General features: G+C 63.6%; 11 protein-coding genes, 2 tRNA genes and 1 pseudogene. 8 read left to right on the top strand and 6 right to left on the bottom strand.

Annotated elements, in window-relative coordinates; genetic code table 11:
* Positions 1-76 precede the first annotated feature (76 nt).
* Positions 77-766 (top strand): DUF6993 domain-containing protein, encoded by a 690-nt coding sequence (locus tag EB835_RS00165; RefSeq protein WP_135807489.1) that lies wholly within the window; start codon positions 77-79, stop codon positions 764-766.
* A 106-nt stretch (positions 767-872) separates the two neighbouring features.
* Positions 873-2,555, top strand: coding sequence for an energy-dependent translational throttle protein EttA (gene ettA, locus EB835_RS00160; RefSeq protein ID WP_135807488.1), 1,683 nt, complete (start codon positions 873-875; stop codon positions 2,553-2,555).
* Positions 2,556-2,726: 171 nt separating this feature from the next.
* Here ettA and EB835_RS00155 read toward each other — a convergent pair whose 3' ends face one another.
* Together EB835_RS00155 and EB835_RS00150 are read right to left on the bottom strand one after the other, a co-directional pair.
* Positions 2,727-2,972: a hypothetical protein gene (locus tag EB835_RS00155; RefSeq protein WP_240688435.1), complete on the bottom strand. Its 246-nt coding sequence runs from the start codon at positions 2,970-2,972 to the stop codon at positions 2,727-2,729.
* Positions 2,969-3,877, bottom strand: a complete 909-nt coding sequence (locus tag EB835_RS00150; protein WP_135807487.1) for an acyl-CoA thioesterase — start codon at positions 3,875-3,877, stop codon at positions 2,969-2,971. The genes EB835_RS00155 and EB835_RS00150 overlap by 4 nt, the downstream gene beginning before the upstream one ends.
* A gap of 86 nt (positions 3,878-3,963) precedes the next feature.
* Here EB835_RS00150 and EB835_RS00145 point away from each other — a divergent pair, with 86 nt between their 5' ends.
* Positions 3,964-4,515 carry an acyl-CoA thioesterase gene (locus EB835_RS00145; RefSeq protein ID WP_240688434.1) on the top strand — a complete coding sequence of 184 codons (552 nt, stop codon included), beginning with the start codon at positions 3,964-3,966 and terminating at the stop codon, positions 4,513-4,515.
* Complete coding sequence (locus EB835_RS00140) at positions 4,512-5,180, top strand: hypothetical protein (RefSeq protein WP_135807486.1); 669 nt, start codon at positions 4,512-4,514, stop codon at positions 5,178-5,180. Before EB835_RS00145 ends, EB835_RS00140 begins: the two co-directional genes overlap by 4 nt.
* Before the next feature lie 159 nt (positions 5,181-5,339).
* Here EB835_RS00140 and EB835_RS00135 read toward each other — a convergent pair whose 3' ends face one another.
* The 3 genes from EB835_RS00135 to pepN are packed head-to-tail and all read right to left on the bottom strand — an operon-like array spanning position 5,340 to position 9,504.
* The gene (locus EB835_RS00135) at positions 5,340-5,741 is read right to left on the bottom strand and encodes a globin (protein WP_135807485.1); all 402 of its coding nucleotides are present in this window, start codon (positions 5,739-5,741) and stop codon (positions 5,340-5,342) included.
* Complete coding sequence (locus EB835_RS00130; RefSeq protein WP_135807484.1) at positions 5,725-6,813, bottom strand: mechanosensitive ion channel family protein; 1,089 nt, start codon at positions 6,811-6,813, stop codon at positions 5,725-5,727. Before EB835_RS00130 ends, EB835_RS00135 begins: the two co-directional genes overlap by 17 nt.
* A 12-nt stretch (positions 6,814-6,825) precedes the next feature.
* The gene (gene pepN, locus EB835_RS00125; protein WP_135807483.1) at positions 6,826-9,504 is read right to left on the bottom strand and encodes an aminopeptidase N; all 2,679 of its coding nucleotides are present in this window, start codon (positions 9,502-9,504) and stop codon (positions 6,826-6,828) included.
* Between the two features lie 241 nt (positions 9,505-9,745).
* On the opposite strand from pepN, the pseudogene EB835_RS00120 reads away from it, so the two are divergent.
* The 3 genes and pseudogenes from EB835_RS00120 (at position 9,746) to EB835_RS00110 (ending at position 12,025) form a co-directional block, all read left to right on the top strand.
* Positions 9,746-10,352: pseudogene (locus EB835_RS00120) on the top strand (disulfide bond formation protein DsbA).
* A gap of 73 nt (positions 10,353-10,425) precedes the next feature.
* Complete coding sequence (locus EB835_RS00115) at positions 10,426-10,899, top strand: ribose-5-phosphate isomerase (protein WP_135807482.1); 474 nt, start codon at positions 10,426-10,428, stop codon at positions 10,897-10,899.
* 13 nt (positions 10,900-10,912) lie between these two features.
* Positions 10,913-12,025 (top strand): alcohol dehydrogenase catalytic domain-containing protein, encoded by a 1,113-nt coding sequence (locus EB835_RS00110; protein WP_135807481.1) that lies wholly within the window; start codon positions 10,913-10,915, stop codon positions 12,023-12,025.
* A gap of 80 nt (positions 12,026-12,105) precedes the next feature.
* Here the strand turns inward: EB835_RS00110 and EB835_RS00105 are convergent.
* Positions 12,106-12,179, bottom strand: a tRNA-Pro gene (locus tag EB835_RS00105).
* A gap of 164 nt (positions 12,180-12,343) precedes the next feature.
* On the opposite strand from EB835_RS00105, the gene EB835_RS00100 reads away from it, so the two are divergent.
* Positions 12,344-12,417: transfer RNA gene (locus tag EB835_RS00100), tRNA-Gly, on the top strand.
* Positions 12,418-12,596: the final 179 nt, after the last annotated feature.

The raw sequence follows: 12,596 nt of genomic DNA, 5'->3' as shown, positions 1-12,596 counted from the left end.
CGTCTCGTTGCCGCGCTCGGCACCCATGATCCGCTAGAGTGAGACTGTCAATTATCCCCTCTCGCCGAGGTTGTAGATGCGTCTCGTTCCTGTGCTGGGTGCCGCAGCACTGACTCTGGCTTTGTCAGGCTGTTCACTTCTGGGCTTCGCATCCGATGACCCGCAGCCCCAGCCGAAGCAGACTCAGGCGAAGCCCGTTGCCGAAGTCGACAAGGTGCTCAAGGCGCTCAAGCCGTTGACGGGAGACAAGGAATCGGTGCCGTCGACGAAGAAGTTCTTCACCACGATGCTCGACGCCGGATACGAACCCGAGCAGCTTGAGGCCACGATCGACGAATCGCCGCTGGGCAATGAAGTTCCCGCAAAGATGTTCGGGGTCAAGACCGACAAAGGCTGCGTCGTCGGAGAGATTCGGGCGGGCAAGGCCAGTGCCGACCTCGTCCAGCCCACCGAGTCGACGGGTTCCTGCCTGTTCGGCGAGGTCGAACGGCCGAAGGGCGTCAAGGCGCCCAAAGGTGACAAACGCGACGAAGACGGCGATTCCAACGGTGCCGGGCACCTGCCTGGCGAGGACATCAACGGCAAAGACAGTGAGACCGAGAGCCCCGCACCGAGCGGAGACGACTCCGACTCATCAAGCACCGGGGGAGCGGAAGGGACTGCCGGCTCCGAGGGCTCCGACAGCGCATCCGGCGACGGCGGATCCGAACAGACTTCGAGCGAGGGCGACACCTCAGGCGAAGCCCCGTCTCTCGGCGGAGGCTGAGAGCTCCTCGCCGGACGAGAACCACCTCGGTGGAAGCTCAACATCCCCTGCGGGGCAGAGCGTCAAGTAGCGCTCGAGTGCGCCGAACCGATAGCCTGAGTTCACTATGGCCGAATTCATCTACACCATGCACAAGGCGCGCAAAGCCCACGGTGACAAAGTCATCCTCGACGATGTATCGATGTCGTTCTACCCCGGAGCGAAGATCGGTATGGTCGGCCCCAACGGCGCCGGCAAATCAACGATTCTGAAGATCATGGCAGGGATCGAGCAGCCGTCCAACGGTGAAGCTCGACTCAGCCCCGGATACTCGGTGGGCATCCTCATGCAGGAACCGCCCCTGAACGAAGAGAAGACCGTACTCGGCAACGTCGAAGAAGGCGTCGGCGAGATCAAGGCGAAACTCGACCGCTTCAATGCCATCTCCGAGGAGATGGCCGACCCCGACGCCGACTTCGACGCCCTCATGGAAGAGATGGGCAAACTGCAGGAGGCGATCGACGCCGCCGACGCTTGGGATCTCGACTCCCAGCTCGAGCAGGCGATGGACGCACTGCGCTGTCCGCCGCCGGATGCGGAGGTCTCCGTGCTCTCCGGCGGTGAACGTCGCCGTGTGGCACTGTGCAAGCTGCTGCTTGAGAAGCCCGACCTGCTGCTCCTCGATGAGCCGACCAACCATTTGGACGCCGAATCGGTGCTGTGGCTCGAGCAGCACCTGAAGACCTACCCGGGCGCAGTCATCGCGATTACACACGATAGGTACTTCCTCGACCACGTGGCCGAATGGATCGCCGAAGTCGACCGCGGTCACCTCTACCCCTACGAGGGCAACTACTCGACCTACCTCGAAAAGAAGCGCGAACGTCTGCAGGTGCAGGGCAAGAAGGACGCGAAGCTCGCCAAGCGCCTCAAAGACGAACTCGACTGGGTGCGTTCGAACCCGAAGGCCAAGCAGACGAAGTCGAAGGCGCGTCTGGCCCGCTACGAGGAGATGGCCGCCGAAGCGGAGAAGACTCGGAAGCTCGACTTCGAAGAGATCCAGATCCCGGCCGGACCGCGTCTCGGCGACATCGTCATCGAAGCGGACAACCTGCAGAAGGGATTCGACGATCGCCTGCTCATCGACGGTCTGAGCTTCTCGCTGCCGCGCAACGGCATCGTCGGCGTCATCGGCCCCAACGGCGTCGGAAAGTCGACGCTGTTCAAGACCATCGTCGGTCTCGAAGAACTCGACGGCGGCGAGCTCAAGGTCGGCGACACCGTGAAGATCTCTTATGTCGATCAGTCACGTGGAGGCATCGATCCGGACAAGTCGCTGTGGGAGGTCGTCTCCGACGGACTCGACTTCATCCAGGTCGGTTCGGTCGAGATGCCGTCGCGCGCCTACGTCTCCGCCTTCGGGTTCAAAGGCCCCGACCAGCAGAAGAAGGCCGGAGTCCTCTCCGGTGGCGAACGCAACCGCCTGAACCTTGCCCTGACGCTCAAACAGGGCGGAAACCTCCTCCTGCTCGATGAGCCGACGAACGACCTCGACGTCGAGACCCTGGGTTCCCTGGAGAACGCTCTTCTCGAGTTCCCCGGCTGTGCCGTGGTCGTCTCGCACGATCGCTGGTTCCTCGACCGCGTGGCCACCCATATCCTCGCGTGGGAAGGCACCGAAGAGAACCCGGCGAGCTGGTACTGGTTCGAAGGAAACTTCGAAGCCTACGAGAAGAACAAGGTCGAACGACTCGGCGAAGACGCGGCCCGTCCGCACCGAGTCACGCACCGCCGTCTCACCCGCGACTGATCTCGGTCCGGTCTGAGCCGATACCGTACTGACTCGTCGCTCTGAGCAGTGATGCCCCGGTCCTCCCGACCGGGGCATCACTGCGTCTGTGCCGATTCGATCGTTGAGTGTAGGCGGGTTCGCATACCCCGCAGACTTCGGTGGGGTCGGGCGTTCCGGCAGCCGCGGGAATCAGTCTGCTGAGCGACTGGTGAGACCGCCGAGGACCGCGATCCCTCTGAACAGGAGTCGGACGAGGATCGTGCCGATGATCCCACACACGACGGCGAGCAGCCCGCAGATACCCGGATGCAGATCGGTGCGTCCCATGAACGCGACGAGGGCGAGCAGCCCGATGACGAGGAACAGAGCCACGTTCACCAGCCGACTGAGGATCGTGCCGATGATATCCATCATCGTCGGGTCCTGACGAGTCACTGAACCTCCTTGACCCGGACCATGCCTTCCTGAGCCACAGTTGCCAGCAGGGTGCCGTCCTGAGCGAAGATTCGCCCATAGCCGAGTCCGCGTCCGCCCTGCGCAGCAGGCGACTCCTGCACATAGAGCATCCACTCGTCGACTCGCACCCGGTGGTGCCACCACATGGCGTGGTCGAGGCTCGCCACCCGCAGACCGGGAGTGCGCCACGTCAGTTCGTGGTGACGCAGAACCGGCTCGAGCAGATTGAAATCACTGGCGTAAGCCAGAGCAGCGGCATTGAGAACCGGATCGTCTCCGAAAACAGCACTGGACCGGAACCAGGAGTGCTGCTCGTTGATCGAGGGATCAGAGACGCCGGACGTGTGCAGGGACGGCTCGACAGGGCGGACTTCGAAGGGACGCTTCTTCAGCCACTCGCTGACGAGCGGAGAATCCTCGTCGCCGATGTAGTCGAGCAGCTCCGGGCAGTCCTCGGGAGCAGGCAGATCTCTCGGCATCTGTTCGGCATGGCTGAGTCCGGGCTGGTCGTCCTGGAATGAAGCACTCAATGACAGGATCGGCGCTCCCTTCTGATACGCATGCACTCTGCGGGCAGAGAACGAACGCCCGTCACGCAGCCGTTCGACTCCGAACTCGATGGGTTCGCTGACGTCGCCGGCGCGAAGGAAATACCCGTGCAGGGAATGGATCAGGCGGTCGCTGGGAAGGGTTGCCGCAGCAGCGACGACACACTGCGCGAGGACCTGCCCGCCGAAGACCCGACCGTCCGGTTTGTACTGGCTGTGGCCGATGAAGAAATCCGTTTCGCTGGAAGCCGCGGTGAACTCGAGCTTGCGCAGATCGAGGATCTCGTGCAGTCGTGCCACGTTCGCTTCCGCGTCTGAGGATGCTTCGTCGGTCATGGGTTTCTCCCTCGGGTGACTGTGCCGATCATGCGTACGAGTCACGATCCTATCGCGTGCGGCACCGGCGTGATGAAGGTGGCATGATGGGTAACATGCATTCAGGCGCCACCAACCCCCTTCTCGAAGAATTCACCCGCGTACTGCTGGAACTGAGATGGGGTGATATGGACGCTTACGGCCACGTCAACAATGTCACCCAGCTCAAACTGTTGGAAGAAGCGCGTGTCCGTGCTCTCGGCTCTCCCACCCACAGTTCGGACGCGCCGACCACGCCCGGACTGCACGGGGTGACCGAGACCGTCAGCGGGGTGGAGATTCCGACGGTCTTCGCCGACGCCTCGGCGACGACGGAGCTGCTCGTGGCCTCACATGCGATCGAATACCGTGCCTCGATTCCCTATCGCAGCGGACCTATCGCCGTCGACCTCGTCATCAGCGAGGTCAGTCCCGCCTCGGTGACAGTGGGCTATGTCATCTGCGAACCCGATGGTTCGCGCACCTACACAGTCGCCGAGACCGTCGTGGTCTTCATCGACACTGACCGCGGCAGACCACGTCGGCTGACCGAAACCGAGACCGAAGCGATGGAATCGGTTGTCGGTACGCCCGTGCCGCTGCGGAGGGCACGCCGATGACCGTTCTGCACATCAACGACCCGCTGGCGATGCGGGACCTCTCTGCCTTCACTTCGTTGGCCCACCGCGCGGACTCCGATGGAGCGATGCGGCTGCAGGTCGCCTCTGACGTCCTCGCCGCGACCGTTGCTCCGCTGTTCCCCCACGGTCTGGGCGACTCGACGCCGCTGGTATTGGCGATGCGGACGCTGCGTTTGAACGATCACGAACTCGACGGCTTCGACGAGGCGGTGCCCTTGTCGAATCTCCTCGATCGCTTCGCCCGCGATGAGAACGGCACGAGTCTGCCCGTGCCTCCGAACTCCGTGCTCGTATCGTGGACGGGGATCGCGCCGCCACGCGGGGGCTGGCTGGAACACGACACCATCTCAGCGGGGCGACTCCACGAGAGCGCGGCGGCGGGAATCGCTGAGATCAGCACCGGAGCACCCGAGGGGTCCGGCGGACATGCGGTCAAGTCTCTGCGCTCCCGAGTCTGGTCACGGGAGATCGCGGGGGAGCAGGGGACCCTCATGCCGGGAGGACTGGCCTTCGCGGCAACTGCTCTGCGCTTCGTCCCGCCTGCCGGACACGATGATGACCGGCAGCTGAGCATCATGGAGTCCTCCGGCTGGCTGCGCCTCGTCACCCCGGGCGGTCATCTGCTCACACGCGCCCGCGGCTGACACACGCGCCCGCGGCTGAACAGAGGAGACGGTACGGCTGGAAGTCGGCGAGCTCTAGGTACCCGAAAACTCCGGAGAGCACAGAGTGCGGCCGCATTCGGTGAGGAATGCGGCCGCACACTCGGCTGCAGTCAGCGCCTGATGATCAGCGTCTGGTGATCAGCGGATGTTCGGATTCGTGTTCACCATGGCGGTGGCGGCCCGCTGGAAGTAGTCCCAGAACATCTCGTCATACAGCGGCGGCAGGTTCACTTCGTCGAGAGCCGCTCGCATGCAGCGCAGCCAGCGATCTCGAGCGTCGAAATCGATGGGATAGTCGAAATGCCGCATGCGCAGACGCGGATGACCTCGCTGTTCCTGGTAAGTCGACGGACCGCCGAAGTACTGCTCGAGGAACGTCTGCAGACGGTGCTTCGCCCCCTCCAGCTCATGGCCGTCCGGATACATCGCAATGAGCTGAGCATCCGCGTCGACGTGCTGATAGAAGACGTCGACGAGGCGGGTGAACGTGTCATGGCCCCCGACGGCGTCGAAGATGGAGCCGTCAGCTGTCTGCGTCATCGGTCGTTCCTTCACTGGGGGAGTCTTCCTGCGCGGTGCTGCGGATCTCCTGGTCACCGGGCAGTGGCGAGGGGTTCTCGGAGTCTGCGGCCGCCGCGGGGGCAACCGCCGCCTCCTTGGTGGGAAGAGTGCGCAGAACCGTCTCCTGCACCATACCGATCTGCCCGCCGTGCTTGGCCAGCTGGGTCATCAGTTCGGCGCGGAAAGCACGTTCGACCATCCACTGCAGGTTCGGTTTGGTCTTGACCATCGTGCGGATGACTCTGTGGGAGCCCGACAGCGACTGGACGCCGGCGATCTCCGGATCTTCGAGCATCGCACTGGAGAGCTCGGGGTCCTTCCGCAGAGTGCGCGTGATGTCCGCAGTCATCTCACGGTACTCATCCATTGAGGTCCGGTAGTCGATGGGGATGTCGAGGACGGCACGCGCCCAACCCTGGGACAGGTTGCCCACGCGCAGGATCTCACCGTTGCGCACGTGCCACAGGGTGCCGGTGAGGTCACGGACCTGGGTGCGGCGCAGGCCGACGTCCTCGACTTCGCCGACGGCCTCGCCGAGGTCGACGGTGTCACCGATTCCGTACTGGTCTTCGATGACGATGAAGAATCCCGACAGGTAGTCGCGGACGAGCTCTTGAGCACCGAAGGCGATGGCAACACCGGCGATTCCCGCCGAGGCGAGGATCGGGGCGATATTGAAGTTCAGAGCGTCGAGGATCATGAGCGCGGCGATCACGCTGATGAGGATCGTCGTCACCGATGACAGCATCCGGCCCACCGTCTTCGCCCTCTGGGCACGGCGCTCCTTGATCGTCTGCTGATCGACTCCGGTCCGCTGGGCCTCCAGCGCTGTGGCGGAGAACTTCGCCAGACCGGCGCCTTCCGCCTTCTCACTGCCGACGGTGCCTTTGGCGACCGCGGTTGTGAAGCGGCGGATGAAGTACCGCACGATGAGGTTGACGACGAAGGCCATGATGACGATGACCGTGATCTGCAGCGGAGCGCCGAGGAGGAACGACCAATCGAAGTCACTTGCGGCCTGGACAGTGGATTCCATAGCGTCAGAAGTCATGATGTCCCGAGACTAGCCGCCGAGGTTCAATGATCCCTTGGAAGCGCTGGACATACGCTGAACCTGCAGACCGCGATCAGCATCGGCGAGGTTCTCTCGCATCAGCCGCACCAGGCCTTTCGGCGCCGCGGGATGATCGGTCAGCCACTGCCGGGTGGCCTCGACTGTGGCAGAACTCACCGGTGGATACAGCCGCAGAGTCATCGTCTGTGCCATTTCCAGGGTGCGGGTCTCCCACCATCCAGCCACTCGAGCGAAGTACTCGTCGGCGAATGACGTCAGCGGTGCTTCGGCGCTGATGATCTCCCCGGCGGCAGTCTGCAGCCCGGTTCCGAAGCCCAGCGCGAGCGCCCCGAGCTCGGAGTTCGGCAGGTCTGCATCGTCGACGATGCGGGTGAAGGTCTGCGACTTCGCCGCCGAGGTGGGCCTGGAGGCACGTGCGGTCGCGGCGTGGCGGACGCCGGTGGCGCTGGGATCCTTCCGGGTCATCTCCGCCACGGTGGCATCGTCGACGGCATCGTTCGAACACAGTCCGATGATGATCTCCCACGTGAGATCGGTGTCCAGGGCGATCCCGTAGACGTGTTCCGTCTCGGGCCGCAGCCAGGTCTTCAGCCGGTCCAGCTGCACGGCTGTGGTCGCATTACGGACGAAACCGCGCACGAATTGGAAGGCCTGATCTGTGCCTTCCTCGGTGTTCTCGAGCAGGTCGATGAAACGGTCGGCCACCTCGGCGTGCATCGTCTCCCGCTCCTGCGGAGGCAGGTAGGACGCGACCGCGGTGTCGAGCTGACGCATCTGTGTGAGCAGTCCGGAGGAGTGGGTGATGGCTCGCAAGTGGGTGAGCACAGTGTTGATGTAGTCGTGGACGGGTCGTTCACCGTCACGGACCTCATCCCACAATGTGGCCAGCACGAGCAGCTGGGTGAGCGAATCGTCGAAGTCGCCCAGCCTGTGTGCCGCCGTGTCCATGCTGCGGGCGTCGAAGCGGACCTTCGCATAGCTGAGGTCGGCGTCATTGACGACGATGACATCGGGCAGGGGCAGACCCCGGGCTTCGGTGACCTCAGCGAATTCGCCATCGAGGTCGAGGGGGAACGAATGGGTGCGTTCCAGACGCCCCTGCCTGTTATCCGAATAGAAGCCGATGGCCAGGCGGTGAGGGCGCAGCGACGGAGTGGGCTGTCCCGGAAGCGACCAGGGCTTCTGTGTCACCCGCAGGTTCGAGATCGTCCGATCTGACGTCTGAGTCGCAGCTGTCGCTCCTTCGTCGTCCTCGGTGGTGACAGCGGCTTCGAGGAGGTTGACGCCGGATTCTTCGAGCCACAGTTGCGACCAGCGCTCAAGATCCCGTCCCGAGGTGGCCTCGAGCTCGGTGAGGAGATCGGAGAGTTCGGTGTTCGACCACGCATGTCTGTCGAAGTAGCTCTTGAGACCGGAGAAGAATTCGTCGCGGCCGACCCAGGCGACGAGCTGTTTGAGCACCGAGGCACCCTTGGCGTAGGTGATCCCGTCGAAGTTGACCTCGACATCGGCGAGGTCCTCGATCGGGGCGACGATCGGGTGCGTGCTCGGCAGCTGATCTTGGCGGTAGGCCCAGGACTTCTCGATCGTGGCGAAGGTCGTCCACGCATCGGCGAACTCGGTGGCCTCGGCTGTGGCGAGTGTGGACATGAACTCGGCGAAGGACTCGTTGAGCCACAGATCGTTCCACCAGCGCATGGTCACGAGATCGCCGAACCACATATGAGCCAGTTCGTGGAGGATCGTCACCGTCCGGCGTTCGACCAGAGCCTCGGTGGGACGGGAGCGGAACACATAGTTCTCGAGGATCGTCACTGCTCCGGCGTTCTCCATCGCCCCGGCATTGAATTCAGGGACGAAGAGCTGATCGTACTTCTCGAACGGGTAGGCGACATCGAATTCGCGTTCGAAGAACTCGAAACCGGCTTTCGTGATCCGGAACAGCTTCTCGGCATCGAGGTGTTCGAGCAGTGAGGCACGGCAGTACAGACCCAGAGGCACGATCGACCCGTCGGAGGAGGTCAGCTGCGAATGCACGGATTCATAGGGTCCCGCGATGATCGCGGTGATATAGGACGAGATCGGTGTGGTGGGGGCGAACTGCCACACTGCCATGCCGGTCCGCGGAGTCTCCTCGAGTTCGGCGAAGGTCTCTTTCGGATCGCTCGGCGTCGGAGTGGGGGAATTGGACACGACGGTCCACTTCTCCGGGGCGACGACGGTGAAGGAGTACGGAGACTTGATATCGGGCTGTTCGAAGACGGGGAAGACACGGCGGGCGTCGGGGACCTCGAACTGGGAATAGAGGTAGACCTCGTCATCGATCGGGTCGACGAAACGGTGCAGGCCCTCACCGGTATTCATATAGGAGAAATGGGCATCGACGATGAGCTCGTTCTCAGCGGCGAGTCCGGGAAGGGTGATGCGGGCCGGTGCGACCACCTCGGCGAGATCGAGGTCGGTGCCGTTGAGGCGGACGCGCTCGACACTGGCGGTGATGGCGTCGATGAATGTCGTCGAATCCGGATCTGCAGTGAAGCGGATACGTGAACGGACGCGGAAACTCTCTCCCTCTCCCGTGAGGATCAGGGTGTGCTCGTAGCTCGAGACGTCCACGACGGCGGAACGTTCGCGTGCTTCGTCGCGGGTGAGGTTGTGTTGCGGCACAGTGAGGTGACCTTCGCTTCGGGGACCGGGTGTACTCGGTCATTCTTTCATGGACATGCGCTCCTGGCCCGATGCCGACGGCACTGATCGCGATTCGACCGCTGTCCCCGGAGTCGATGGGTCTTGATAGATTGAGCACCGACACGATAGGTAGATTGAGCACCGACACGATAGGTAGATTGAGCACCGACATGATGGGTGCCTGACCCGGGACCCGCAAGCGAATGAAAGAGGAGAGACAGTGAGCAGAGAAACACTCGACCTGTGGTTCGATACGGCCTGCCCATGGGCGTGGATGACCTCACGCTGGGGACTCGAAGTGGCGAAGGTCCGAGACGTCGACGTGAAGTTCCACCCGATGAGCCTGAACTTCCTCAACCGCGACAAGGACATTCCCGAGGACTACCGCGCACTGATGAATCGGGCTCTGGCCCCCCATGCGCGTCGTCACCGCCGCGATCGCAGAACACGGTGACGAGATCGCCGAACCGCTATACACCGCGATCGGCACCCGTATCCACCCTGGCGGGGAGAAGGACTTCGACAAGGCCGTGTCAGAGGCACTCGCCGAGCTCGAGCTGCCCGCAGACCTCATGAAGTACGGCGAGACCGAGGACTATGACGCGCAGCTCCAGGCCTCCCACGACGAAGCCCTGGCACTGGTCGGCGACGACGTCGGCACCCCGATCTGCCGGGTCGCGGGAACCGCGTTCTTCGGCCCTGTCGTCACGCCTGCTCCGAAGGGGGAGGACGCAGGACGACTCTTCGACGGAGTCCTCGCGGTCGCCTCGACGCCGGGATTCTTCGAACTCAAGCGCACCCGCGACCAGGACCCGAACTTCGACTGAGATCGGCCCCGCACCCATGCATACGGCATTCAGCACCAGAATGATCCGCTGAGGATCAGCGAAAGGCAGACATATGAAGGTTCACCTCGGCACCGACCATGCCGGATTCGAATTCAAAGAGATCCTCAAAACCCACCTCGTCGAGGCGGGACACGAGGTCATCGATCACGGCGCACTCGAATACGACGCACTCGACGACTACCCGGCGTTCTGCATCGCGGCTGCTCAGGCCGTCGTCGATGACCGCGCCGCCGGCATCGACGCTCTCGGAGTCGTGATCGGCGGATCAGGCAACGGGGAGCAGATGGCGGCGAACCTGGTCAAGGGTGCGCGTACCGCACTGGCCTGGAACCCGGAGATCTCGAAGCTCGCCCGGCAGCACAACAACGCCCAGATCGTCGCGGTCGGAGCTCGCCAGCACCCCGAAGACGAGGCGATCGCCATCGTCGACGCCTTCCTGGCCGAACCGTTCTCCGGCGATGAGCGCCACGAACGGCGCATCACGATCATGGGCGACTACGAGGATCAGGGCCCGCAGGCTCTGTGAGGGGGAGAACACTGTGAGGATCCGAGGGGCAGTGCTGCGAGAGATGGAGCGGCCCCGGCCGTTCGCTCAGTCGCAGCCGATTGCGATTGAGGACCTCGAGCTCGACGAACCCGGTCCCGGTGAGGTGCTCATCCGGATGACGGCCGCTGGGGTCTGCCACTCGGACCTCTCCGTCGTCGACGGAAACCGGCCTCGACCGCTGCCGATGCTGCTCGGCCACGAAGGTGCCGGCGTGGTGGAGAAGCTCGGGGACGGCGTCAATGATCTCGAGATCGGCCAACAGGTCGTCACGGTATTCCTGCCCCGTTGCGGGGAATGCGCAAACTGCCGCACCGACGGCAAACTGCCCTGCACGCCGGGCAGTGCGACGAACGGCGCCGGGACCCTGCCCTTCGACGGGCACAAGGTGCGTCTCCACGACGACACCGGCACCGAGGTGCTGCACCACCTCGGTGCCTCTGTGTTCGCCACTCATGCCGTGCTCAGCCGCGCATCCGTGGTCCCCGTCGACGACGATGTTCCCGCCTCGATCGCCGCAGTGCTCGGCTGCGCCGTGCTCACCGGCGGGGGAGCGGTGCTCAACGCCGGACAGCCCGGTCCGGACGACGAAGTGATGATCGTCGGCCTCGGCGGCGTCGGTATGGCCGCGCTCATCACAGCCTTGTCGATCGAGACCGCCGGCGTCATCGGCGTCGACGCGAATCCCGACAAGCTCGTGCGGGCGCAGGAACTCGGGGCCGTCGAGGTCTTCACTCCCGAACAGCTCGGGGACCGCCGTGCACCGATCGTCATCGAATGTGTCGGCCATCCGCGCGCGTTCGAAACCGCATTCGGCGCCACAGCCGTCGGCGGGACGACCGTGACCGTCGGGCTGCCCGCCCCGGACGCCCAGGCCCACATCACTCCTGTGACGTTGACGGCCGAGGCCCGCACGGTCATCGGGTCCTATCTCGGTTCGGCAGTGCCGAGCCGAGATATCCCTGTCTACGCGGACCTGTGGAGGGAGGGCAGACTGCCGGTCGACGAGCTGATCTCCGACACGATCGCGCTGAGCGATCTCAACTCGGCCTTCGACGCGCTCTCCGACGGAACGGTCGTCCGGCAGGTCATCGACTTCGAGGTCTGAGTCGCAGCTCGGATATCGGCCCATCCTGCGTCGGATTGAAAAAGCCGCTCGGACCATATGGTCCGAGCGGCTTGAGCCTGTCGGGATGACAGGATTTGAACCTGCGACCCTCTGTTCCCAAAACAGATGCGCTACCAAGCTGCGCCACATCCCGCGACGGCTCCTATCTAACCACAGCCGGGTCGCCGGATGCACCCTGGGGGCGAGCGAAATCGGTAATGCGATACACCTCACACCGAGGCCGGGAGGGTGACGCGCGTCACCGAATCTCGATTTGGCGGTCGCGGAAGTTCTCGACTATAGTCGAACACGCAACACGGGGATGTAGCTCAATGGTAGAGCCTCAGTCTTCCAAACTGATGGTGCGGGTTCGATTCCCGTCATCCCCTCCACCGTGTCGCCGCTGGTCACAGCGGCGACACAGTCATTTGTAGGGAAGAAACCGGGTTATAGGCCAAATTGTGTGTATGGGCAGGGCGTGTCGGCACTGGTCCTCACCGGGATCTGCCGCCCCAACCCTTCTGGATCCCGTTGCCATCTTCGACACTGAATCCCGTCCCGTAGAGAAGGC

It is taken from the genome of Brevibacterium sp. S22 (assembly GCF_004745485.1).
In the GTDB taxonomy this organism is placed as follows: Bacteria; Actinomycetota; Actinomycetes; order Actinomycetales; family Brevibacteriaceae; genus Brevibacterium.
This window is presented reverse-complemented; position numbering and strand designations above follow the sequence as displayed.